The 22,780-nt window shown below is 33.5% G+C and carries 25 protein-coding genes and 1 other RNA gene; 6 read left to right on the plus strand and 20 right to left on the minus strand.

Features of this window, described 5'->3' with window-relative positions:
- Nucleotides 1-2: 2 nt before the first annotated feature.
- The 3 genes from G6042_RS02025 to ffs all read right to left on the minus strand — a co-directional run bounded on the left by G6042_RS02025 (nucleotide 3) and on the right by ffs (nucleotide 1,372).
- Nucleotides 3-809, minus strand: a complete 807-nt coding sequence (locus tag G6042_RS02025; RefSeq protein ID WP_169522592.1) for an SDR family oxidoreductase — start codon at nucleotides 807-809, stop codon at nucleotides 3-5.
- The gene (locus G6042_RS02030; protein ID WP_169522593.1) at nucleotides 806-1,177 is read right to left on the minus strand and encodes a VOC family protein; all 372 of its coding nucleotides are present in this window, start codon (nucleotides 1,175-1,177) and stop codon (nucleotides 806-808) included. Before G6042_RS02030 ends, G6042_RS02025 begins: the two co-directional genes overlap by 4 nt.
- Before the next feature lie 97 nt (nucleotides 1,178-1,274).
- Nucleotides 1,275-1,372, minus strand: an RNA gene (gene ffs / locus G6042_RS02035) — signal recognition particle sRNA small type.
- Between the two features lie 86 nt (nucleotides 1,373-1,458).
- On the opposite strand from ffs, the gene G6042_RS02040 reads away from it, so the two are divergent.
- Nucleotides 1,459-2,508 carry a glutaminyl-peptide cyclotransferase gene (locus G6042_RS02040; RefSeq protein ID WP_169522594.1) on the plus strand — a complete coding sequence of 350 codons (1,050 nt, stop codon included), beginning with the start codon at nucleotides 1,459-1,461 and terminating at the stop codon, nucleotides 2,506-2,508.
- A 117-nt stretch (nucleotides 2,509-2,625) separates the two neighbouring features.
- Here the strand turns inward: G6042_RS02040 and G6042_RS02045 are convergent, their stop codons facing one another.
- The 4 genes from G6042_RS02045 to rho form a co-directional block, all read right to left on the minus strand.
- Nucleotides 2,626-3,225 carry a hypothetical protein gene (locus G6042_RS02045; protein ID WP_169522595.1) on the minus strand — a complete coding sequence of 200 codons (600 nt, stop codon included), beginning with the start codon at nucleotides 3,223-3,225 and terminating at the stop codon, nucleotides 2,626-2,628.
- Nucleotides 3,226-3,408: 183 nt separating this feature from the next.
- Nucleotides 3,409-5,292, minus strand: a complete 1,884-nt coding sequence (dnaK, locus tag G6042_RS02050; RefSeq protein WP_169522596.1) for a molecular chaperone DnaK — start codon at nucleotides 5,290-5,292, stop codon at nucleotides 3,409-3,411.
- Nucleotides 5,293-5,488: 196 nt separating this feature from the next.
- A complete protein-coding gene (locus tag G6042_RS14545; protein ID WP_169522597.1) occupies nucleotides 5,489-6,382 on the minus strand; it encodes an EamA family transporter in 894 nt (297 codons plus the stop codon).
- A gap of 95 nt (nucleotides 6,383-6,477) precedes the next feature.
- Nucleotides 6,478-8,229 (minus strand): transcription termination factor Rho, encoded by a 1,752-nt coding sequence (rho, locus tag G6042_RS02060; RefSeq protein ID WP_169522598.1) that lies wholly within the window; start codon nucleotides 8,227-8,229, stop codon nucleotides 6,478-6,480.
- A gap of 184 nt (nucleotides 8,230-8,413) precedes the next feature.
- Here rho and G6042_RS02065 point away from each other — a divergent pair, with 184 nt between their 5' ends.
- Complete coding sequence (locus tag G6042_RS02065; protein WP_169522599.1) at nucleotides 8,414-8,821, plus strand: DUF4293 family protein; 408 nt, start codon at nucleotides 8,414-8,416, stop codon at nucleotides 8,819-8,821.
- A gap of 138 nt (nucleotides 8,822-8,959) precedes the next feature.
- Here G6042_RS02065 and G6042_RS02070 read toward each other — a convergent pair whose 3' ends face one another.
- The 4 genes from G6042_RS02070 to G6042_RS02085 all read right to left on the minus strand — a co-directional run bounded on the left by G6042_RS02070 (nucleotide 8,960) and on the right by G6042_RS02085 (nucleotide 11,017).
- The gene (locus G6042_RS02070) at nucleotides 8,960-9,370 is read right to left on the minus strand and encodes a protein-export chaperone SecB (protein WP_169522600.1); all 411 of its coding nucleotides are present in this window, start codon (nucleotides 9,368-9,370) and stop codon (nucleotides 8,960-8,962) included.
- On the minus strand, nucleotides 9,370-9,921 hold the full coding sequence (locus G6042_RS02075) for a hypothetical protein (RefSeq protein WP_169522601.1): 552 nt from the start codon (nucleotides 9,919-9,921) through the stop codon (nucleotides 9,370-9,372). Before G6042_RS02075 ends, G6042_RS02070 begins: the two co-directional genes overlap by 1 nt.
- Nucleotides 9,918-10,331 (minus strand): hypothetical protein, encoded by a 414-nt coding sequence (locus G6042_RS02080; RefSeq protein WP_169522602.1) that lies wholly within the window; start codon nucleotides 10,329-10,331, stop codon nucleotides 9,918-9,920. The genes G6042_RS02075 and G6042_RS02080 overlap by 4 nt, the downstream gene beginning before the upstream one ends.
- Nucleotides 10,332-10,522: 191 nt before the next feature.
- Nucleotides 10,523-11,017 carry a metallophosphoesterase family protein gene (locus G6042_RS02085; RefSeq protein WP_169522603.1) on the minus strand — a complete coding sequence of 165 codons (495 nt, stop codon included), beginning with the start codon at nucleotides 11,015-11,017 and terminating at the stop codon, nucleotides 10,523-10,525.
- A gap of 73 nt (nucleotides 11,018-11,090) precedes the next feature.
- Between G6042_RS02085 and G6042_RS02090 the strand changes: the two genes are divergently transcribed.
- Nucleotides 11,091-11,732 (plus strand): porin family protein, encoded by a 642-nt coding sequence (locus tag G6042_RS02090; protein WP_169522604.1) that lies wholly within the window; start codon nucleotides 11,091-11,093, stop codon nucleotides 11,730-11,732.
- A 29-nt stretch (nucleotides 11,733-11,761) separates the two neighbouring features.
- On the opposite strand, the gene G6042_RS02095 is transcribed toward G6042_RS02090, so the two are convergent.
- The 9 genes from G6042_RS02095 to G6042_RS02135 form a co-directional block, all read right to left on the minus strand.
- The gene (locus G6042_RS02095; protein WP_169522605.1) at nucleotides 11,762-11,992 is read right to left on the minus strand and encodes a YdcH family protein; all 231 of its coding nucleotides are present in this window, start codon (nucleotides 11,990-11,992) and stop codon (nucleotides 11,762-11,764) included.
- Nucleotides 11,993-12,011: 19 nt separating this feature from the next.
- A complete protein-coding gene (locus G6042_RS02100; protein WP_169522606.1) occupies nucleotides 12,012-12,713 on the minus strand; it encodes a sulfite exporter TauE/SafE family protein in 702 nt (233 codons plus the stop codon).
- 8 nt (nucleotides 12,714-12,721) lie between these two features.
- A complete protein-coding gene (locus G6042_RS02105) occupies nucleotides 12,722-13,168 on the minus strand; it encodes a FixH family protein (protein WP_169522607.1) in 447 nt (148 codons plus the stop codon).
- Nucleotides 13,169-13,180: 12 nt separating this feature from the next.
- Entirely contained in the window at nucleotides 13,181-14,602 is a 1,422-nt protein-coding gene (gene ccoG / locus G6042_RS02110; RefSeq protein WP_169522608.1) for a cytochrome c oxidase accessory protein CcoG, read from the minus strand.
- A 64-nt stretch (nucleotides 14,603-14,666) separates the two neighbouring features.
- A complete protein-coding gene (locus G6042_RS02115) occupies nucleotides 14,667-15,605 on the minus strand; it encodes a cbb3-type cytochrome c oxidase N-terminal domain-containing protein (RefSeq protein ID WP_169522609.1) in 939 nt (312 codons plus the stop codon).
- Nucleotides 15,606-15,629: 24 nt separating this feature from the next.
- Nucleotides 15,630-15,797 carry a CcoQ/FixQ family Cbb3-type cytochrome c oxidase assembly chaperone gene (locus tag G6042_RS02120; RefSeq protein WP_169522610.1) on the minus strand — a complete coding sequence of 56 codons (168 nt, stop codon included), beginning with the start codon at nucleotides 15,795-15,797 and terminating at the stop codon, nucleotides 15,630-15,632.
- Nucleotides 15,798-15,802: 5 nt separating this feature from the next.
- The gene (gene ccoN / locus G6042_RS02125) at nucleotides 15,803-17,986 is read right to left on the minus strand and encodes a cytochrome-c oxidase, cbb3-type subunit I (protein ID WP_169522611.1); all 2,184 of its coding nucleotides are present in this window, start codon (nucleotides 17,984-17,986) and stop codon (nucleotides 15,803-15,805) included.
- 2 nt (nucleotides 17,987-17,988) lie between these two features.
- A complete protein-coding gene (gene ccoS, locus G6042_RS02130; RefSeq protein WP_169522612.1) occupies nucleotides 17,989-18,186 on the minus strand; it encodes a cbb3-type cytochrome oxidase assembly protein CcoS in 198 nt (65 codons plus the stop codon).
- Between the two features lie 72 nt (nucleotides 18,187-18,258).
- Entirely contained in the window at nucleotides 18,259-20,634 is a 2,376-nt protein-coding gene (locus G6042_RS02135) for a heavy metal translocating P-type ATPase (protein ID WP_169522613.1), read from the minus strand.
- Nucleotides 20,635-20,740: 106 nt separating this feature from the next.
- On the opposite strand from G6042_RS02135, the gene G6042_RS02140 reads away from it, so the two are divergent.
- The 3 genes from G6042_RS02140 to G6042_RS02150 all read left to right on the plus strand — a co-directional run bounded on the left by G6042_RS02140 (nucleotide 20,741) and on the right by G6042_RS02150 (nucleotide 22,232).
- On the plus strand, nucleotides 20,741-21,421 hold the full coding sequence (locus G6042_RS02140; RefSeq protein WP_169522614.1) for a Crp/Fnr family transcriptional regulator: 681 nt from the start codon (nucleotides 20,741-20,743) through the stop codon (nucleotides 21,419-21,421).
- A 79-nt stretch (nucleotides 21,422-21,500) separates the two neighbouring features.
- Nucleotides 21,501-21,848 (plus strand): lysozyme inhibitor LprI family protein, encoded by a 348-nt coding sequence (locus G6042_RS02145; RefSeq protein WP_169522615.1) that lies wholly within the window; start codon nucleotides 21,501-21,503, stop codon nucleotides 21,846-21,848.
- 6 nt (nucleotides 21,849-21,854) lie between these two features.
- The gene (locus tag G6042_RS02150) at nucleotides 21,855-22,232 is read left to right on the plus strand and encodes a hypothetical protein (RefSeq protein ID WP_169522616.1); all 378 of its coding nucleotides are present in this window, start codon (nucleotides 21,855-21,857) and stop codon (nucleotides 22,230-22,232) included.
- Nucleotides 22,233-22,780 lie beyond the last annotated feature (548 nt).

The raw sequence follows: 22,780 nt of genomic DNA on the forward strand, positions 1-22,780 counted from the left end.
AATTACTTCAATCCATAATGGTTCATCAGCATTTTTTCATAAATTCTATCGGGTAAAACACGTTTTAGAACAATAGAAAACTTCTGCATAAAAGCACCAACTTTGTAATGCAGTTTTGGGTCTTTATCGTTGATAATTCGGTAAATTGCCATCGCCATTTCATCAGGATTACTTCCACTATCAACGTGTTCGTCCATTTGTTGTAGCGTATTTCCATACGGAATTTCATAAGCCGAACCTTGAATAACTGGCGCATGATAACGTCCAGAAGCAATATTGGTAGCAAAATCGCCTGGAGCAACATTAACTACGTTAACACCAAAGTTTTTCACTTCCATACTAATCGCTTCGGTGATGATTTCAAGCGCACCTTTTGACGCTGAATAAACGCCGCGATAAGGCAAACCCATATAACCCGCAATGGAAGTAATATTGATTATCAAACCTGAGTTTTGCTCACGCATTTGTGGTAAAACCGCTTTGATAACTTCAATTGGCCCAAAGAAATTGGTTTCAAAATTATTTTTGATTTCTTCTGATGGAATTTCTTCAATTGGTCCAGTTATTCCAACACCAGCATTGTTGATCACAACATCAATTCGCTTAGAAATTGAAATTACTTTTTCAACCGCATGAACGATACTTTCAGTATTTCGAACATCCAATGCTATCAAAGGAAATAACGAATTGGCTATTTTTTCGGGATTTCTACTCGTTCCATAAACGGTAAAACCTTTGTGAAACAAAAACTCACCAATGGCTTTTCCTATTCCGGATGAACCGCCTGTAATTAAAACTACTTTACTCATAAAAATTGTGTCATATCTTGCCCAAATTGAAGCATATATCCGTTATTATCATAAATGGCAAACTCTCTCATTCCCCATTCAAATGTTTCTATCTCGTAACAAACTTTTACATTATCCTTCAATGAATACCAAAGTTTATCCACATCATCAACTTTTATATAAAATGAACCCGAAAAAAACGGTTTATCAAATGGTGTATGTTCATTAGGATTAGCAATCATTATTTCGCAATCATCTTTATGCAAAGATGCCCATTTCCAATCATTATTCCTTTCACCACAAATGAATCCCAAAGTTGTACAATAGAAATCAATCGTTTTATCAATTTTATGTGTCCAGATTATGGGTGTTATCGGTTGAAATTTCATTATAAAAATTTAAAGTGTAAAGATAACTTAGTAACCGAAACGAAAGTAGTAAAAACAAAAAAATCTTCCTTTATTTGGAAGACTTCGTTTTATAAAAAAATGGCAAGCGACCTACATCGCACCGCTCAACCACATACCTTTGCTATGTTCCCATCCTGGAGGATTTTGCAGGAGCTGGTCGTGTAGGACTTGCCGGTGCAAATATACAATCTTTTTATTTTTTTGCAAGAATTTAAGAGCTTTATAAATATATTTGTGTGGATTAAATTATTTAACAAAAAATGAAAAAACATAACCTACTAATAACCATTTTATTAGGATTAACATTAGCCAATTGTGGCGATGACCGAAAAACAAAAGAAGGTTATTTTAGCTTCAACGAAACCACTTTAAAGCCAAAATATACCCAAAACGACAAGGTTGATTTAGAAATTTTAAATGCCAAAGAAAAATCGATTGATAGCATTATCTTTTATGCTAATGATGAAAAAGTTTTTTCGGTAAAAGGAAACACAAAATCACAATTGGATTTAAGCGGAAAAAAATTGGGTTATCAGCACTTGAAAGCTTTAATTTATTTTGAAGGCGACACTATTTCTACCAAAACGCGTATTGAATTGGTTGCTTCAAATGCTCCAAAACTATTAAAATATGAAATTGTTAATACCTTTCCACATGACGTTGGCGCGTTTACACAAGGGTATGAATTCTACAAAGACACTTTGATTGAAAGCACTGGTCGAGAAGGAACTTCTTATGTGGCAAAAACCGATTTTAAAACGGGAAAAGTTTATAAAAAAGTAGATTTAGACCAACGTTATTTTGGCGAAGGAATTACGGTTCTTAATGACAAAATTTATCAGTTAACATGGCAAAATGTTGAAGGTTTTATTTATGATGCAAAAACGATGAAAAAAATAAAATCGTTTCAATATGATAAAAAAATCGAAGGTTGGGGTTTGACCAATGATGGAAAATATCTTTATCAATCGGATGGAACAGAGAAAATTTGGAAAATGGATCCAGAAACCTTAAAACTGATTGATTATGTTAACGTTTACACGAATGACAGTAAAATAAAAAGCGTAAACGAAATTGAATGGATTAACGGAAAAATCTATGGTAATATTTGGCAAAGAGATGCAATTGCTGTGATTAATCCATCAAATGGTGCTGTTGAAGCGGTTTTGGATTTATCAGCTTTACGTGCAAAAACATCCGCTAAAATTGAGGATGTCTTAAACGGAATTGCCTACAATCCAAAAACTAAAACTATTTTCGTTACTGGAAAAAATTGGGATAAAGCATTTGAGATTAAGGTTAGTGAGTAATTTTTCTGTTTAGAACACAGATAACACTGATTTAAAAGATTGTCACAGATTTTCATAATAAAAGTCCCGAATTTCAACAGTTAAATTCGGGACTTTTTTATTCATTATTTTTAATTTCTATTTCTTTTTCTTAGCATCAACAAATTCTTGTTTTGCAACATCATACGTCCATTTATTTTCTTGGTTTTTACTTTTTTGCGTAACCGAACCATCAGGATTTAAAACAAATTCAAAACCTTCTCTTCTCACCTTTTCCTGTGTTTCAGAAGCGGTTTTGTTTCTATCTAAAAAAACTTTCTCAACAATATTAGTCGTTTTTTGATAGTTTGAAAATACTTGTTTTTTATTAGGAATTTCATAAATAACCGAATAAATCATCGTGATATCTTCTGTTTTCAAATCGGTTTTAGTATTACTTTTCTCTGTCCATTGCAATAAATACAACTTCGTTCCATTAGCTGTAAATCCGGTTAATTTTATATCTGTTGGTTTTACATCATCCGTCAATTCTTTTACCGTGATTGCATCGGCGGCTTTTCCTTTTTCGGCAATGGTCAGTTGAAATGTTTTTCCTTTGATTTCGGCAGTAAGGTTATCCACTTTAGCTGTTGAAGATGTCGTAGCGGTTTTGGTCGATTTTACTGGTGCTTTTTTCTTTTGTGCAAAACCTGTAGTTGTTGATAATGCAATGGCTAAAAGAATTAGTAGTTGTTTCATAAATGGTTTTTATTTTAATAGGTTGCCAATATACAAAAATATCTTTTCGACTATTGTTAAAAATTTATTCTGTTCTAGACTGCGCTAAAACTGACATAAATTTTAGAAATAAAAAAACCGAAAACATAATGTTTTCGGTTTTTGCCTATTATCTAAAAGTCTATTTTCTTTTATCTAAAAAAATTATTTTACTTCTTCAAAATCTACATCTTGAGTTTGATCTCCTGAAGCATCAGCTTGTGGTTGAGCTTGTTGTGCACCAGCATCACCTTGAGCATACATTGCTTCTGTAGCCACTTTCCAAGCCGCATTTACATTGTCAAGACCTTTTTGAATTGCTTCTAAATCTTGATTTTGATGTGCCATTCTCAATTCGGTTAAAGCCGCTTCGATACCAACTTTATGGTCATCAGACAACTTATCACCTAATTCTTTTAATTGGCTTTCCGTTTGGAAAATCATACTGTCAGCTTCGTTGATTTTATCTGCTTTTTCTTTAGCAATTCTATCATTTTCAGCATTCATCTCAGCATCTTTTTTCATTCTTTCGATTTCTTCTGGAGTTAAACCAGATGAAGCTTCGATACGAATATCATGAGATTTTCCTGTTCCTTTATCGGTTGCAGAAACTTTGATGATACCATTGGCATCGATATCAAAAGTTACTTCAATTTGAGGAACACCTCTTGGTGCTGGCGGAATTCCATCTAAGTGGAAACGACCGATTGTTTTATTATCTGCAGCCATCGTTCTTTCACCTTGTAACACGTGAATTTCCACGCTTGGTTGATTGTCCGCAGCTGTTGAGAATACTTGCGATTTTTTAGTTGGAATTGTAGTGTTAGACTCGATTAATTTAGTCATTACATTACCCATAGTTTCAATTCCTAACGATAAAGGTGTAACGTCAAGTAACAATACATCTTTTACATCACCAGTTAAAACACCACCTTGAATTGCAGCTCCAATCGCTACAACTTCATCAGGATTTACTCCTTTTGATGGTTTTTTACCAAAGAATTTTTCTACTTGTTCTTGAATAACTGGAATACGAGTTGAACCACCAACTAAGATTACTTCATCAATATCAGAAGTTGACAAGCCTGCATCTTTCAACGCTTTTGCAACTGGTTCCATTGAACGTTTCACTAAAGTTTCAGCTAATTGCTCAAATTTTGCACGAGTTAAAGTTTTCACTAAGTGTTTTGGTCCAGAAGCCGTAGCGGTTACATAAGGCAAGTTGATTTCTGTTTGTGTGGAAGAAGACAATTCGATTTTTGCTTTTTCAGCAGCTTCTTTTAAACGTTGTAATGCCATTGGATCTTTACGTAAATCAACACCTTCTTCAGCATTAAATTCGTTTGCCATCCAATCGATGATTACTTGGTCAAAATCGTCACCACCTAAATGAGTATCACCATTTGTTGACAATACTTCAAAAACACCATCACCTAATTCAAGTACAGAAATATCAAAAGTTCCACCTCCTAAATCGTAAACAGCTATTTTTTGATCTTTACCTTGTTTGTCCAATCCATAAGCCAAAGCCGCAGCAGTTGGTTCGTTGATGATACGCATTACTTTTAAACCTGCAATTTCCCCAGCTTCTTTAGTAGCTTGACGTTGAGCATCATTAAAATATGCTGGAACAGTGATAACTGCTTCAGTAACTGTTTGACCTAAATAGTCTTCAGCTGTTTTTTTCATTTTTTGAAGTGTCATTGCTGACAATTCTTGTGGTGTGTAAAGTCTTCCATCGATATCAACACGTGGTGTATCGTTGTCACCTTTTACCACTTTATATGCTACAGTTGATGCTTCTTTTGCACTTTCTGTATATTTATTTCCCATGAAACGTTTGATTGACGCTATGGTTTTTGTTGGATTAGTCACAGCTTGTCTTTTTGCTGGATCACCAACTTTGATTTCGCCACCTTCTACAAACGCAATTACAGATGGTGTTGTTCTTTTTCCTTCTGCATTAGCAATTACAACTGGTTCTCCACCTTCCATAACTGCTACACAAGAATTGGTTGTACCTAAGTCGATACCAATAATTTTTCCCATTTTTATGTTCTCCTTTTTAATTTTATTTTTGATTATTCCTCTACGAGTGAATAGTACATTGTGTTGTACGGTTTCGTTTATGACAACTTTTGTGCCAATAAGGAAATCCTAAAAAAATGTCAGTTTTTGATAAAATCAGTATGACAAGATGACATTTTTGAAATTAGAATTCAGAATTTAGATTTTAGAATTATTTCTAACGGATTACTTTTCTCTTAAACAAAACTCTTTCGTTAAAAATAACAATCGAAATCAGAATTAAAACATAAGAAACAATATGTGCCGAAGTGATTTTTTCATGAAAATAGAATATTCCTAAAAAGAAGTTAATCAACGGATTGGTGTACATTAAAATTCCAACTGTTGACGAATTCATTCCTTTTAAAGCATATAAATTCAAGAATAACGGAATGATGGTAAACAAAACCACAATGACAATCATTAAAATGTAAAATAATGATGCGCTTGGAGTTGTTCCGCTGTAAACTGGGAAAAATGGTGCTAAAACAATCGACGCAATCACCATTTGAATAGAAAGCACGATGAATTTATCAAACAAATTATTTTTTCGCTGACTAATTAAATACAAAGCAAATGTTGTTGCAATAATCAAACTGTAAATCAATCCTGTCAAATCGCCATAAGACAATATTGCACAACTGATTAAACACAAAACCACCGAAAACCATTGCCAAAAACTCAGCTTTTCTTTTAGTATAAAAAAAGCCAAAATAGTCGTTACAATTGGGCAAATTAAATAGGCAAACGAAGCCGAATTCAAACTCACATGATTTACGGCAAACATAAAAAGATACCAATTCAAGACTAATAAAAATCCGCCGAGAATGGTTAGCGATAAAAATCGGGTTTTCTCTTTTTTACTCAGTGATTTGAAAATAGTGAGATTTGTTTTTAGTATATCAAAGCGAATGGAAACATTGATGACCAAAAGTAAAGCCGTTGCCAAAAAAACTCGGTAAAACAAAATATCCAACGATGGATAATCGTGAAGCGGTTTTAGCGCCAAACTGAAAAATCCCCAAATGATAAAAGCCGATAATGCCGAGAGATAATATTTATTGATTTGCACAGAGTTAATTTTGGTGCAAATGTAAAGATGAAAATATTGATTAATGATAAATTTATACTAAAAAAAATCCCAACCGTTAAGCTGGGATTGTATCTTTAATCATTCATCGAAATTAAGAACTCTTCGTTGTTTCGTGTTTTCTTGATTTTATCATTTATGGTATCCATTGCTTCTACTGGGTTCATATCGGCAAGGAATTTGCGTAAAATCCACATTCTTTGAAGTGTTTTCTCGTCAAGAAGTAAATCATCACGACGCGTACTTGAAGATGTTAAATCGATTGCAGGGAAAATTCTACGGTTAGCAATTTTTCTATCTAATTGTAACTCCATGTTTCCTGTTCCTTTAAATTCTTCAAAGATAACTTCGTCCATTTTGGAACCTGTTTCGGTTAAAGCTGTGGCAATGATGCTTAACGAACCGCCATTTTCAACATTACGCGCAGCACCAAAGAAACGTTTTGGTTTTTGTAACGCATTGGCATCAACTCCACCCGAAAGTACTTTTCCTGATGCGGGTTGAACTGTATTGTAAGCTCTTGCTAAACGCGTAATTGAATCTAAAAGAATAACCACATCGTGACCACATTCTACCAAACGTTTTGCTTTTTCCAAAACAATATTGGCTACTTTCACATGTCGATCTGCTGGTTCGTCAAAAGTTGAAGCAATCACTTCACCACGAACGCTGCGTTGCATATCAGTAACTTCTTCTGGACGTTCGTCAATTAGTAAAACTAACAAATATACTTCCGGATGATTAGCCGCAATTGCATTGGCTATATCTTTCAGCAACATGGTTTTACCCGTTTTTGGTTGTGCTACAATCATTCCACGTTGACCTTTTCCTATTGGCGAAAACAAATCAATAACTCGTGTTGAAATGCTAGCTTGTTTATCGGCAATGTTGAATTTTTCTTGTGGAAATATTGGCGTCAAATGTTCAAATGAAACTCTATCGCGAACGACTTGTGGATCATGACCATTAATTTTCAAAACTTTTACTAATGGAAAGAATTTTTCACCTTCTTTTGGCGGACGAACAACACCTTTTACAGTGTCACCTGTTTTTAAACCAAATAAACGAATTTGTGATGTTGATAGATAAATATCATCTGGCGAAGCCAAATAGTTATAATCAGAAGAACGAAGGAAACCATAACCATCGGGCATCATTTCAAGAACGCCTTCGCTTTCAATAATTCCGTCGAATTCATAATCGGCATCGCGGAAATTATTGTTCTTTTTTCCTTTATAGTTTGGGTTATTGATATTCGCATTGTGATTGCCGTTACCATTTCCATTGCCATTTTGGTGTTTTGGTTTTGGCTCGCGATTATTTTCGGTATTTTGATTGTTTTTTGTTTCAGAAACAGTTGCTTCTTCGGTAGTAGTTGAAACAGTTGCAATTTCTTCTGTTGCAATTTCTTCTGTTGCAGTTTCTTCTGATGCAATTTCTTGCTTGGTTGGTTCAGGAGTATTTTTGTTCTTTTTTTCGAACGGTTTCTTGAACTTTGGATTTTTATTTTGAACTGGTTGCTTTTCTTCTTCAGCTACTTCAACTTTTGCTGGTTCTGGAGTTTCGGCTGCAAATAAATCGCTTTGATTATTTTCTTTACTTTTCGCAGGAACAATTCGTGTTCTTTTACTTTTATTTTCCGCTGGTTTTTCAACGGCAGTTTTTGGAGTTTCTTTTTTCTCTTCTTCAAGAGATTTGTTTTGGTGTTCCAAAATTTGGGCAATTAATGTATCTTTTTTGGCACCAGTAACTTTTATGGTTTTTGCTAATTTAGCAATTTCTTGAAGCTCAGCAAGCTTCATTTCCTTTAACGCAGAAATATCAAACATGTATAATAAATGTGACTTTTAATTTGGGTTGAGAAATTAAAATAATGTGTGGAAAAATTTTTAATTGAAATAGTCCGAAGAATGAAGTACTTACGGATTTGTTATGCAATAATACAAATAAATTTTTATCATACAATAGTAATTTAAAAAAAGAAACTATATTTTTGTGCATCAAATTTTGAAAATGTTTAGACCACAGACCTATTATTTAATTGTATCGCTGATAATTTCAGGAATAGTGCCGTTTTTCGCTCCGTTGTGGAAAGATGCTTCGGGTACTTCTTTTTATTTTATGATGGATATTGTTTACGTAGCTTTATTTGGTTTGAGCGCAACTTTGTCGCTATTAAGCATTTTATCACACGCAAAAAGACAACAACAATTTGTCATGGGCAGATTGAATATGATATTGAATTTAATTTTATTAGGATTATTTGTGTATCGAACGCTAAACGCATCTGGAGAAACAGCTATTTCTGAGAAAGGTGTTGGGATGTTCTTACCTATTTTTTCTATCGTATTTTTGGTTTTGGCCAACAAAGCCATCAAAAAGGACGAAGATCTCGTAAAATCTGTGGATCGATTACGATAAACCTATAAACTTAGTTTTTTAGTGCTGCAAAAAACCCATCCGCTTAGCGTGATGGGTTTTTTATTTTTGAGTTTTAATCAATTTTTTAAATAAAAAATTTTATAATAAAGTTTTGGCATAAATTAAAACCTACTTATATCAAGGTTCAGCTTTCTTCTCTTGTGACAATTTTATAAAGTTTATTGGAGGTAATAAAATAGGACTTATGTTAGCTTTCAATGACGTTGTTGCAACATGTTCTCTAATAAAAGGAAAAATTATTGCTGGCCCATTTGCTTTTGAAAACTTATCAACTGGTAAGTCATTTGTATCTCCAATCTCGAAAAGTCCTACAAATTTATTAAAAAATCTATATTGAACTTCCTTATCTATTTTCCCTTCAACAGTTAACGATAATGCTATAATAAGCTTGTCATCAACAATACTATCTTCAACATCAATATCAACATGATTCTTTAATTCTTCCGATTCAAAATTAATGTTTGAAGCTCTATTGAATTCACTATTAATCAATGTAATAGACAATAGTTTATAATTTTTTTTTTCCATTACGCAGCCATTAATTCGGTTTTTTCTACATCTTCTATTTCAAAAGATGGTAAAGCTTTATTATTATTTACAAATTCATTTAACTTCGAATTCCTACTAATATCTATTTTATAGTCAAATGTGTTTGTTTTTAATTCCGACAAATACTGTTCGAAATCTAACTGTAAATCTATTTTGTATTCAGCTAATAATCTTTTAATATTAAAATGTAAAAGATTAGTAGTTTCTTTAGAATAACTATAATTTTCCAAAAGAACTTGACTAACTGTTAATATAGGTTTTGTCTCTAAAATAAACTGAGGATTTTCAACCCTAGTTCTTGAATTTTCCGATACAAAAGCTAAACTTTCATTTGGAAATTTATCATAAAATTCTTTTTTAATTATTATTTCACATTCAATATAATCATCCGATTGAAAAACATCATAAGGAAAAACTTCAATTATATGAGTATTAATATCAAAATCATGTTCATAATAAATTTTAATTTCCGGAAATTTATTATGTAATTCTTTTAATTTATAAATTAAAAATTCTTTTGCTGTATTCATGGTAAAAATGTTGATTTTAACAATCTTATAACTCTATTACTTATTCTTAAAGCTTCATCACTATCGTCAGGAACAATAATTTCGTCCTTGTAATCTGATTTTTTTCTTAATATCTTCAAATCATTAAGATCTCTATCTAAATCATTTGCTTCACGAGCTGTTTTACCTTTTTTCTTAAATTCATCACAACACAATCGTATCAAAAAAATATGAGAATCTTTACCTTTACACATATTATCCAAATCACTATAGCTTATCCCAAGATGATTTTTTAATGAATACATAATACGCTGAAAACTTCCATAATATGAACAATGAACACTGGATGAGTGTAACCCTTTTGCTATTAACAATTCTGCTGCATCAATATTATTATCAGATTTATCCCTTATTTTCAACTCTGTATACAATATTTGTTAAAGATAGTAAACTATTCCAGTATATAATACTAAAAGCAAAGGTTTAATATATAAGTACTTCGAAACAAGACATCAAATATAATAATTTTACAATACAAATAAAGTTTTAGAAAAATATTCTCTTTCTTTTAAAAAAATTGTAAACAGATTTAGTAAATCTCATATTATTTTAAAAACAAATCCTACTTCTTCCCTATTTCAATAATCTCCAAATTTTGGATTTTATCGCCGACGATTTCAAAGCGAAGCATCGTTCGTACTTGGTGAAAGCCATAAATACCACAAGCTCCGGGATTCATGTGCAATAAATTTAAGGTTTTATCAAACTGTACTTTTAAAATATGTGAATGTCCGCAGATGAAAAGCTTTGGCGGATTTTGTTGAATTTCTGTGCGAATGGCTTGGTTGTATTTTCCAGGATAACCGCCAATATGCGTTATCCAAACCTCCACATTTTCACAAAAAAAACGATTGTTCAACGGGAATTCCATTCGGGCTTTGTCGTCATCAATATTTCCGTAAACCGCGCGAAGTGGTTTTAGTTTTTTTATCGCATCGGTTACAGCCAAATCGCCAATATCTCCAGCATGCCAAACCTCATCAGCTTGGTTGACATATTTTAAAATGGTATCATCAATATGACTATGCGTATCGGAAAGTAAGAGGATTTTGGTCAAAACATTAATTTATATTTTGCTAAATTATGGTATTGAAAGCAAAAATTATTACTTTTGAAAAAATTTTGTTTTAATGAGAAAAATAATACTTCGTTCCTTACTTTTACTATTTCCTATTTTACTACAAGCTCAGATTAAATCTGAAATTAAACCAAAATACATCATAGGTTTTAATGCTATTTTAAATTATTCAGACATTTATGGAAAACATCAAATGGCTAAAGATTTTGGAGCTACTTTTAACTATTCAGCTGGAATTTCATTTGAATATAAGCTTGCTAAAAATTGGTCTTTATTAACCAATATTAATTATGACCGAAAATTTACAAAGTATAATTTCAAAGGAAATCCTTTTCAATCATCATACAAATCTGAGCTTAATTTAGAATATATTTCTGTACCGATATTAGCAAAATATTACTTTCCAAATACTTTTATTTATGCTACTGGAGGTTTTTATTATAGTAAATTACTTCAAGCAAAAAACTATAATGACGGAGTTTTAAACGATATTGATTTTAAAGATGTTTTTGAAAAAGATGATTTTGGTGTAGTAACTGGAATTGGTTTACAATTTTATGAAAATGAAAAGGAAACAAATGCCATGAACATTGAAATACGAAACAATTTTGGTCTTAAAGATATCGGTGGTTATTTTTCTGGAATAAAAACAAATTCAGTATACTTAATGCTCAATTATACTATGGAATTATAAAAAAAATCCGCCATTCAGCGGATTTTAAACTATTGTTTTAGTAATTCTAGCAATGCATCTTTAATATGTAATAGTTGAGCTTTCTTTTCATGAGCAAAATCATCTGAAGTTGATTCTATTCCTGTATTAATTCGATGAATTTGATGCTCTAACTCGTGGTATTCGTCAAATAATTTTCTGAAATGTACATCAGAAACTTTTAACTCATGAATTCGCTCTTGATATTCTGGGAATTCGTGTAATAAATCGTGTCTTTCCATATTTTGTTTTTATTAATTTTTAATGACAATTTGGATTGGCTTGAACAAACAAACTTTGTTCTGCCGGAGAAATAAATGGTATTCCAAGTGACAAACCTCTGAGAATAAATAATATCCCAATTCCGATAGTTATGATAGGAATTATTCGTTGCAATTTACTTCGTAACGGAACGCTCATAAATCCCGAAGCATAAACCACAACACTCATCAACGGAATGGTTCCAATGCCGTAAAGCAACATATAAGCAACGCCTAAAACTTCATTTTGCATGGCAATTGCGCCGAATAATGCAGCATAAACTAATCCGCAAGGTAACAATCCGTTTAGAAAGCCTATTGAAAATAGTGCGTCGAATGTTTTTCGTTTGAACTGATTTCCTAAACTGCTTTTGATAGACGAAATGACTTTGTAAATTGGTTTTGAGAAATTATATTGAGCAAAAACTTTTTCGGGAACAATGGCAATAATAATCATCAAAACACCAACTGCTATCGAAATATTTTGCTGAAATCCGGCAATAAAAAGTCCCTTTCCTAACAATCCAAAAGCTAATCCGAGAAAACCATAAGCGGTTAATCTTCCTAAGTGATAGGTTAAAATTTGTAGTGCTTTTTTGGTTGGATTTTTATGGTCAACAGGAAGCATCATTGCAATTGGTCCACACATTCCAATGCAATGTAAACTACTGATTAAACCAAAAAATAGTGCCGAAAAAAGCATATTCAACTTTATAAATTAACCGTTTCTTTGTTTAAATAATCTACACCATCATAACTCCAATCTACAGAAATGTCCCAACGACCGTCAGCCAAATTATTTTTAGGTATGAGCAAATAAGGACTGTTCAACGAAATCGGAATTTCGAAGTCCAGCTTTTGACTTGACGGTCTGTATAAGGACACTTTTCCTTGAATTTTTGTAAAATCATATCCTTTTGGAAACGTAACTTTTATAGCTGTTGCCTCATTGGATACGCTAATTCCTTCGGTCAGATTTTGAGCGTTTTGCTCTTTTTTCATCTCTTTTTCGAAGGTTAGTTCTTTTTGATAATATTTTTCAACTACCAATTCGTTATCATATTTGTCATTGGATTGTACTTTGAAAACGAAGTACAAAATAAAGCTCATGAACAATACAAAAGCAATGACAATTCCGGTTCCCCAATTTATTTTCATAATTTTTTTCTTTTAGTCAAAACTTCTCGGACCAGTAAAATTGGTCGTTGTTGTTTCTATTAATTTATCGTTATTGTAAACCTCAATTTTAAGCACTGTTTTTTCACCGTCGAGTTCGTTTTCAGGCAATTTCACAAACAATGCACCTTGTGTAATGCCTTGTTTTGGTACTTTAGTAAACGGATTTCCAACAAGTTTTATTTCGCCATTAGGTTCAACCAATTTGAAGGTTACGTTGTTGAATCCAGCTGTTGTTTTGTTTATAATTTTATAATTATACAAATTCACAATTTTGTTTTCTTCGTGTTGAAATAATTGTCCTGGTGCATGAAGAATTGTAACTTCGACATCATTTCTTAGAAACAACATTCCGATGAAAACTCCAATTAAAATGGCTAAAACTGCTATGTAACCTTTCATTCTTGTTGTAAGTTTGAATGGTTCTTTTTTGACAATTTCGTCTTCACTGGCATAACGAATAAGTCCTTTTGGCAAGCCAACTTTTTCCATGATTGTATCGCATTCATCAATACAAGCGGTGCAATTGATACATTCTAATTGAACTCCGTTTCGAATGTCAATTCCTGTTGGACAAACGTGAACGCAGACTTTACAATCGATACAATCGCCTTTACCGGATGCTTTTCGGTCTTCATTTTTATTGAATTTTCCTCTTCCTTTTTCGCCTTCGCCACGAACGTGATCATAAGCAACATTAATGGTTTTATTATCAAGTAAAACACCTTGCATTCTACCATAAGGACAAGCGATGATACAAACTTGCTCACGAAACCAAGCATAAATAAAATAGAAAACCGCAGTAAAAATTAGTAACGCAATTAACGTACTTTTATTCTCAATTGGTCCTTCTTTAATAAATTGAATTAGTTTATCGCTACCAATTAAATAAGCCAAAAACACATTGGCAATAAGAAACGAAATGATAAAAAAGATAAACCATTTGGTCAAACGTTTTCTAATTTTTTCGGAATCCCAAGCTTGTTTTTCTAAACGCATTTGTTGTGCTCTATCGCCATCAATCCAAAATTCAATTCGGCGAAAAACCATTTCCATAAAAATGGTTTGCGGACAAAACCAACCACAAAATATTCTTCCAAAAGCAACCGTAAACAATGCCAATCCTACAACTCCAATAATCATCGAGATTACAAAAAGATGAAAATCCTGTGGCCAAAACGGAAAGCTGAAAATATTGAAACGTCTTTCTAAAACATTGAACATCAAAAATTGATTGCCGTTGATTTTAACAAAAGGCGCAGCAATTAAAAATGCCAGTAAAAAATAGCTCAGTAATTTTCGTTTATCATAAAAACGTCCAAAAGGCTTTTTCGGGAAAATAAATACACGTTTTCCTTTGGCATCAATAGTTGAAATGCTATCTCTGAAACTTTCATCATGTTGATTCTCTTCCATTTTGTTTCTTTTTATATTGGACAAGAAAGGTTTTGAATAATACTCCAAAACCTTCCATACTTAATTATTTTGCAGCTACTTTTGAACTATCCGTTACCGTTGCAGCTGTTTCGGCTGGTGCAGCTTCTTCAACCCATTTTTCACCTTCGGCAGGTTTAGCTCCGGCAGGTTTTGTTCCTTGAAGACTTAGCACATAACTGGCAACTTTTTGAATATCGGTAGATTCTAAGGTTTTGTTCCAAGCTACCATTGATGGATTGTTTTTACTTCCTTCAGATATTAATTTGAATACATTTTTAATTCCGCCACCGTTAATCCAATATTCATCGGTTAAGTTTGGTCCAACAATTCCTCCACCATCGGCTTTATGACAAGCAGCACAAGCATTGGTAAAAATTTCTTTTCCTTTGGCTAAACTCGCTTCATCCGTAAGCAATACCACTTTGTCTAAAGTGATTTCTTCTTTAGGCGAATTGGCCTTCATTTTTTCCAACTCAGCATTGGCTAATTGTACTTCTTGTTCAAACTCTTCGGCTTGCGTATAAGCATCCATTACATGGAAACGAACCAAATAAATCACCCCGAAAATAATCGTTGCATAAAACAAATTCACCCACCAAGGCGGCAATACGTTATCCAATTCTTTAATACCGTCATAATCGTGATCCAGCATTAACTCGCCTTCTTGTTCGATTGGTTTTGAACGGGTTAATTTGCTTACTAGATTTTGAACAAACTTACTATCCGTAAAAGAAACCGATTGTGCTTCTTCCAATTGTTTACGTTGTTCATCTGTTAGCAAATGATACGTTACTCTGTCCACAGCGCTAACTACAATTTCGATAGCTACCAATAGAAACAGAAATACAAACAGGAAAACCGAAACCATTGGATACTCAATAAAAGCGGGTTTGTCTCCTGAGTCGATGAAGTATTCCATTCCGCCAAAAACGATGGCGAAAATCAGTGGAACTCTTACGTATGATGGAAATAATTTTTTCATTTTTATAAATTTTAGTTTTACTAATTAGTCTTGCAAAGGCAAATCACTTACTTTCTCTATGGTTTCTTTGCTGTATGTCATTGCCCAAACAGTGAACAAAACAAAAGCAGTAAAGAAAATAGTAAGGGAGATTATCGGGTAGATTTCTACGTCGGTAATACTTTCTAAATTGTGTTTTACAAACTTTAACATGACAATTATTTTTTAGCTTTAACTTGAGTATCGGTTCCTAAACGTTGCATATAAGCAATTAACGCTACCACTTCTCTATTCTTTAACGGAACAGCAGTTTCATTACCAAAAGCTTTATTGATTTCGGCATTAGACAGTAATTTGGCTTCAATTTTAGACGCTTGCTCATCAGCCAATTTTAAGGCATTGGTAACTTCATCATCTGAATAAGGAACGCCAAGTTTCACCATAGTTTTCATTTTTTCTTGCAAGGTTGAATTGTCTAATTCATTTTTAATCAACCATTGATAACGTGGCATAATTGAACCCGGAGAAATACTTTGCGGATCATAGAAGTGATTGAAATGCCAAACATCATCACGACCACCATTGAAAGGTTTTCCGGCAACACCTTCACGAGCTAAATCAGGTCCAGTTCGTTTTGAACCCCAAAGGAATGGATGATCATATACAAATTCTCCTGATTTTGAATAATCGCCATAACGTTCAACTTCAGAACGGAAAGGTCTAATCATTTGAGAGTGACAACTCACACAACCTTCACGGATATAAATATCACGACCTTGTAATTCTAATGGTGTATAAGGTTTTACCGCAGAAATAGTTGGAATATTAGATTCTACAAAAATCGTTGGTAGAATTTGAACTGCACCACCAATTACAATTGCAATTGTAGTATAAATTGAGAATTGAACCGGTTTTCTTTCCAACCAAGAGTGCCATTTTTCACCTTTTAATCTTTTTGGACTAATTGGAGCCAATGCCGGAGCTTGAGCTGCATCGTCTTGAATTGCTGAACCTTGTCTTACTGTTTGGATAATATTGTAAACCAATACCAAAACACCAACTAAATATAATGTTCCACCAATAGCACGCATCCAATACATTGGCATGATTTGAGTAACCGTTTCAAGGAAATTTCCATATTCAAGACTTCCTGTTCCTGGTTTGAACTGTTTCCACATAGAAGCTTGAGTAAATCCGGCAACATACATTGGTAACGCATATAAAATGATACCTAATGTTCCAATCCAAAAGTGGAAATTTGCCAATTTATCAGAATACAATTTGGATTTCGTTAATCTTGGAAGTAACCAATAAATCATACCAAACGATAAGAAACCGTTCCAAGCCAACGCACCAACGTGAACGTGAGCAATAATCCAATCGGTGAAGTGAGCAATCGCATTTACATTTTTCAAGGACAACATCGGACCTTCAAACGTTGCCATACCATAACCCGTAATTGCCACAACGTAGAATTTTAAAACGGCATCGGTACGAACTTTATCCCAAACACCACGAAGTGTCAACAATCCGTTGATCATTCCACCCCAAGATGGTGCAATCAACATTACTGAAAATACAACACCAAGGTTTTGTGCCCAATCGGGTAAGGAAGAATATAATAAGTGATGTGGTCCAGCCCAAATGTAAATGAAGATTAATGACCAAAAGTGAATAATTGAAAGTCTATAAGAATACACCGGACGATTGGCTGCTTTTGGCACAAAATAATACATCATTCCTAAGAAAGGTGTTGTTAAGAAAAAGGCAACCGCATTATGACCATACCACCATTGAACCAACGCATCCTGAACTCCGGCATAAACCGAATAGGATTTCATTCCTGAAAATGAAACAGGTAATTCTAAACTGTTGAAAATATGAAGCACTGCAACCGTTACAAACGTAGCTATGTAGAACCAAATGGCTACATAAATGTGTCTTTCACGTCTTTTAATAATAGTTCCAATCATGTTGATACCAAAAACTACCCAAATCAAAGCAATGGCAATATCAATTGGCCATTCTAATTCGGCGTATTCTTTTGATGTTGAGTAACCTAATGGTAAAGTTACTGCTGCTGCTACAATGATTAATTGCCAACCCCAAAAATGTAGTTTACTTAAAAAGTCACTAAACATTCTGGCTTTTAGCAATCGCTGCATTGAATAATAAATACCAGCAAACATTGCGTTACCTACAAAGGCAAAAATCACTGCATTGGTGTGCAATGGTCTAAGGCGTCCAAAACTTAGGAAGGAAATTCCGCTGGTAACATTGGGAAATAAAAACATAAATGCTAGTATTAACCCAACTAACATACCAACCACACCAAAAACGATGCTGGCATAAATGAAGTTCCTTACAATCTTGTTATCATACTGAAATTGTTGCATTTCCATAATTATAATTGTTTTTCTTCGGTTATATTAATTTGATTTTTGTTAGTTTCTTTTTTTACTAATTCATCTTCAAAAAGCATTCTGACTGATGGTGTATAATCATCATCATACTGTCCGCTTCGTACTGCTTTTATAAAAGCATACAAAAAGAAAACAGCAACGAATATACTGATTGATATTAAAAAATAGATGACACTCATACCTCTAATTTGTGTTAGACAAAGTTACTTTCACGTTTCTTCATAAAATATGACATTTGTCATACTTCCTATTTATTTTCTGTTGGCAAAAACATTGCTCATTATCGTTACAAAACTGACAATCGTTACGGTACTCAACGGCATAATTATCGCCGCAACCAATGGCGATAAATTTCCCGTTACAGCATAACTCAATCCTACAACATTATACAATAGTGAAATCCCGAAACTCATGTAAATGGTTTTCATAGCATTTTTAGCATATCGCATAAAGAAGGCTATTTTTCCAAATTGAGATGCGTCCAGAATTCCGTCGCAAGCTGGTGAAAACACATTCACATTTTCCGAAATGGAAATCCCAACATTACTTTGTGCCAAAGCTCCGGCGTCGTTCAAACCGTCGCCAATCATCATTACATTTTTACCATTTTGTTGTAAACTATTGATGTAAGCCAGTTTTTGCTCGGGTTTTTGATTGAATACTAAAGTGGTATTCGCAGGAAGCATTTTTTCCAGAATTTTTCGTTCACCATCATTATCGCCTGATAAAACATAGAGATTGTATTTTTTGGATAAATCCTCGAATAATTGCTCCAACTCTTTTCGATACTGATTGTTAAACACATAACTTCCTTTGTAAATTCCGTTGATTTCAACATGAACTTTGGTTTTCTTATGTGTGTTTTCCGTCATGGTTTTCAGGAATTGTGACGAACCTAACTTTATTATATTTCCTTCTATTTCTGCAAAAATTCCTTTTCCGATAACTTCTTCAAAACTAGAAACCTCCATTCTTTCCTGATTTGGAATAAAATCATATAATCTTCGGCTCAATGGATGATTGGAACCTCGAAGTACATTTTTCAACAGTTTGAATTCAAAGTCGTTGAGCTCGCTTCCTTCATAAGTAATAGACGTTTTTTCGTTGGTTGTAATCGTTCCTGTTTTGTCAAAAACGATGCTGTTCACTTTGGCTAATTGTTCTACAACCAAAGCATTTTTTAGGTAAAACTTCCTGCTTCCTAAAATTCGTAGCACATTTCCAAGTGTAAATGGCGCAGTCAATGCCAAAGCACACGGACAAGCGACAATCAAAATCGCAGTAAAAACATTGAAAGCCGTAGTCACATCAATAAAAACCCAATAGAAAAACGAAACGAATGCCAACAGCAGTAATGCCGGAGTGAAATAGCGACTGATTTTATCGGTAATGGTTTTATGTTGCTGTTCTACCTTTTTCTGAAATACATCGTTGCTCCAAAGTTGCGTCAGGTAACTTTGGGAAACCGAAAACAATACTTCCATTTCAATGACTTTTCCCAATTGTTTTCCGCCGGCAAAAAGTTTATCGCCCGATTTTTTTTCAATCGGAACGGCTTCTCCGGTAACGAAACTGTAGTCAATCGATGCTTTTTGGGAAATTAAAATACCATCAACCGGAATAAGTTCTTGGTTTCTAATAAGTAATCTGTCGCCTTTTTGAATGTCATACACTTGAACCGCTTCTTCATTTCCATCGGGTAAAACTTTGGTAACTGCAATAGGAAAATACGATTTATAATCGCGTTCAAAAGACAGAAAATCATAGGTTTTGATTTGGAATAATTTTCCCAAAAGCATGAAGAAAATCAATCCTGCCATGCTGTCAAAAAAACCTTGTCCGTAATCAAAAACAATATCAACCGTACTTCGGATAAACATTACCACAATTCCTAAAGCAATAGGAATATCAATGTTTAAAAGTCCTGATTTGATACTTTTCCATGCCGAAACATAATATCCCGAAGCCGAATAAATAAAGGTAGGCAACGATAATCCGAAAATCAACCAACGGAAAAAGTCGCGATACTGATTAATCCAATATTCTTCTACTTCAAAATATTCGGGAAAGGAAAGCAACATGATGTTTCCAAAACAGAAAAACGCTACTCCAATTTTGTAAATCAAGGTTCGGTCAACTTTCTTTTTGCCTTCATCAAAATTTTCCAAACTGATGTAAGGTTCGTAACCAATAGAACATAACATTTCGACTATTTTCTTTAGCGAAGTTTGCTCGGGATTGAACGTTACACGCACTTTTTTCTCAGGAAAATTAACCTGAGACGTAACTATTCCTTGTTGAAGTTTTTGTAAATTCTCCAAAATCCAAATACACGAACTACAGTGTATATGAGGAATGTAGAGTGAAACAATGTGAGTTGAATTCTCTTGGAACTCAAGAAGCTTTGAAACAATTTCTTCATTGTCTAAAAAATCATATTTTCCTTGTATATCTTGTGGTGTTGCACCTGGCGATGCTTGAAAATCATAATAACACGTTAAGTCATTTTGACTAAAAATTTCGTAAACCGTTTTACAACCGTTACAACAAAATCGTTTTTCATCAAAAATTACCTCATCTTTTTGTATAATTTCATTACCACAATGGAAACAATTTGCTGTGTCCATAATTTGCTCATTTTACCTGTAACAAAGGTCACACAACGGGTAAAATTAAAATATGATATTTGTCATACTTTGAATATATTTGTATAGTCCAAAAAAAAACTTCCCTATGAGTAAATGTGAACAGTGCATCGTTAGACAATTCAGTTCGTTAAAAGCCTTAACGAAAGACGAATTACTTAAAATGGCCGATTGTAAAACTTCTTATACCATTAAAAAAGGAGAAACTATTTTTGAAGAAGGGGAAACAACCAATGGTATTTACTGTATAAAAGACGGTGTTTGCAAGATGACAAAACTCAGTGCAAACGGAAAAGATCAAATTGTAAAACTGGTAAAACCAGGAGAATTACTTGGACAACGTTCTACCATTAGCGAAGAACCAGCCAATCTGAGTGCTGTAGCTCTGGAAGATATGGAAGTGTGTTTTATTCCAAAGAACGAAGTTCTGCAATTCTTTACGCAGAATAATCAGTTTTCGATGAACGTGATGAAAACCATTTGTGGCGATTTAAAAGAGGCCGATGATCACATGGTTTCTATGGCGCAAAAAAGCGTTAAAGAACGATTGGCTGAAACGTTACTCTATTTAGAAGATACTTTTGGAAAAAATGACGATAATACACTAAAACTTCAATTATCGCGGGAAGAACTTGCCGGAATGATTGGAACGGCTACTGAAAGCTGTATTCGGTTATTATCTGAATTGAACAAAGCCGGATTGATTGAACTTATCGGAAAAAAAATAGCCATCAAAGACCGAAACAAACTTCGCAGAATGGCGGAGTGATTAATTTTTAATGATTAATGATTAGTGTTTAATGATTAGTGATTGATGATTAGTGATTTATTTCGAGTTTCTATAATTTATGAAAACAAAATTCTATATTTTTATTTTTTTATTCTTTATTGGTTTTTTGCCTGCTTTTTCGCAGACGCAAGCCGAGATGAACCAAACCGCACTGAATGACTATAAAGTTGTTGACCAAAAGCTCAATAAAATATATCAGGAATTGATTAAAAATCTTCCTCCAAAAGAAAAAGCATTATTAATCAAAGCACAAAAAAACTGGATTGCTTTTAGAGATAGTGATTGTGAATTTGCCATTTCAGCATATGAAGGTGGAAGCATTCAACCTTTGATAAAATACACTTGTCTTACTGAAGCTACCCAAAAAAGAATTGAAGAGTTAGAAAACTATCTCAAAGAAAACTAAAACCTTATGCAAACTAAACAACGACACGGCTGTTTAACGGCTTGGCTTATCTTGATGATGATAGGTAATGCTGCCACTGCTTTATTATACCTTTTTGCTGAACCAAAACAACTGCCTAACTCGCCTATTGAGTTGAACCGAACGACGATGGTATTGCTTTGTCTTTTGTCTGTAATTAATCTTTCTTTTGCTGTTGGGTTATGGTATTGGAAAAAATGGGCTTTCTTTGGTTTTACATTAACGGCTGTGCTGATGTTTTTTACTAATCTTAATATGGGAATAGACATTGCTAGTGCTGCTCTGGGATTAATTGGAATAGTATTTCTTTATTTGGTTTTACAAATTAAACATAACGGTATAAGCGGCTGGGATAATCTTGAATAACCGTTGTATTATCAATTTATTACTTCTATTAAGGTAAAAACGGTTATTTATAAGGGATTACTAGCGTGTCACTTGCCATTACTAGTGTGTCACTTGCCATTACTAGCGTGTCATTTGCTATTACTGGTGTGTCACTTTGCATTACGTCGATGTCATTTGCGAATATTTCGTTTTTTTTTTTTTGGAGTTGGGAGTTGTGAATTAGGAATTAGGAATTACGAAATGTAAGTTGGGAGTTAGGGTTTGTGGTGGTTTGTGGTGCTGTGTTTTTTTGCGCTTTGCTTGTTTTTTTTTCCGCAGATTGCACTGATTTTCACAAATTATTTGGATTGTGGTGGTGGTTTGTGGTGCTGTGTTTTTGCGCTTTGCTTGGTTTTTTTGCCACAGATTGCTCTGATTTTTATCGGATTGATTGCGTTGCATGGTAACGTCGAGTTCTATTCTTTTTTCTGATATGATACCGACTTGACGGTTTGTGGTTTCAAAATCTACTCAAGAGAAGATAAGGTTATACAGACTGCTTTTTAAACTTGTCAGGTCAAGTGCAA

This window comes from Flavobacterium solisilvae (assembly GCF_012911605.1).
Classification (GTDB): domain Bacteria; phylum Bacteroidota; class Bacteroidia; order Flavobacteriales; family Flavobacteriaceae; genus Flavobacterium; species Flavobacterium solisilvae.

Bases quoted from the DNA above. Each gene is read 5' to 3' on its own strand.
- G6042_RS02025 (WP_169522592.1), bottom strand. From the start codon at position 809: ATGAGTAAAGTAGTTTTAATTACAGGCGGTTCATCCGGAATAGGAAAA.
- G6042_RS02030 (WP_169522593.1), bottom strand. From the start codon at position 1,177: ATGAAATTTCAACCGATAACACCCATAATCTGGACACATAAAATTGAT.
- G6042_RS02040 (WP_169522594.1), top strand. From the start codon at position 1,459: ATGAAAAAACATAACCTACTAATAACCATTTTATTAGGATTAACATTA.
- G6042_RS02045 (WP_169522595.1), bottom strand. From the start codon at position 3,225: ATGAAACAACTACTAATTCTTTTAGCCATTGCATTATCAACAACTACA.
- dnaK (WP_169522596.1), bottom strand. From the start codon at position 5,292: ATGGGAAAAATTATTGGTATCGACTTAGGTACAACCAATTCTTGTGTA.
- rho (WP_169522598.1), bottom strand. From the start codon at position 8,229: ATGTTTGATATTTCTGCGTTAAAGGAAATGAAGCTTGCTGAGCTTCAA.
- G6042_RS02065 (WP_169522599.1), top strand. From the start codon at position 8,414: ATGTTTAGACCACAGACCTATTATTTAATTGTATCGCTGATAATTTCA.
- G6042_RS02070 (WP_169522600.1), bottom strand. From the start codon at position 9,370: ATGGAAAAAAAAAATTATAAACTATTGTCTATTACATTGATTAATAGT.
- G6042_RS02075 (WP_169522601.1), bottom strand. From the start codon at position 9,921: ATGAATACAGCAAAAGAATTTTTAATTTATAAATTAAAAGAATTACAT.
- G6042_RS02090 (WP_169522604.1), top strand. From the start codon at position 11,091: ATGAGAAAAATAATACTTCGTTCCTTACTTTTACTATTTCCTATTTTA.
- G6042_RS02095 (WP_169522605.1), bottom strand. From the start codon at position 11,992: ATGGAAAGACACGATTTATTACACGAATTCCCAGAATATCAAGAGCGA.
- G6042_RS02100 (WP_169522606.1), bottom strand. From the start codon at position 12,713: ATGCTTTTTTCGGCACTATTTTTTGGTTTAATCAGTAGTTTACATTGC.
- G6042_RS02105 (WP_169522607.1), bottom strand. From the start codon at position 13,168: ATGAAAATAAATTGGGGAACCGGAATTGTCATTGCTTTTGTATTGTTC.
- ccoG (WP_169522608.1), bottom strand. From the start codon at position 14,602: ATGGAAGAGAATCAACATGATGAAAGTTTCAGAGATAGCATTTCAACT.
- G6042_RS02115 (WP_169522609.1), bottom strand. From the start codon at position 15,605: ATGAAAAAATTATTTCCATCATACGTAAGAGTTCCACTGATTTTCGCC.
- G6042_RS02120 (WP_169522610.1), bottom strand. From the start codon at position 15,797: ATGTTAAAGTTTGTAAAACACAATTTAGAAAGTATTACCGACGTAGAA.
- ccoN (WP_169522611.1), bottom strand. From the start codon at position 17,986: ATGGAAATGCAACAATTTCAGTATGATAACAAGATTGTAAGGAACTTC.
- ccoS (WP_169522612.1), bottom strand. From the start codon at position 18,186: ATGAGTGTCATCTATTTTTTAATATCAATCAGTATATTCGTTGCTGTT.
- G6042_RS02135 (WP_169522613.1), bottom strand. From the start codon at position 20,634: ATGGACACAGCAAATTGTTTCCATTGTGGTAATGAAATTATACAAAAA.
- G6042_RS02140 (WP_169522614.1), top strand. From the start codon at position 20,741: ATGAGTAAATGTGAACAGTGCATCGTTAGACAATTCAGTTCGTTAAAA.
- G6042_RS02145 (WP_169522615.1), top strand. From the start codon at position 21,501: ATGAAAACAAAATTCTATATTTTTATTTTTTTATTCTTTATTGGTTTT.
- G6042_RS02150 (WP_169522616.1), top strand. From the start codon at position 21,855: ATGCAAACTAAACAACGACACGGCTGTTTAACGGCTTGGCTTATCTTG.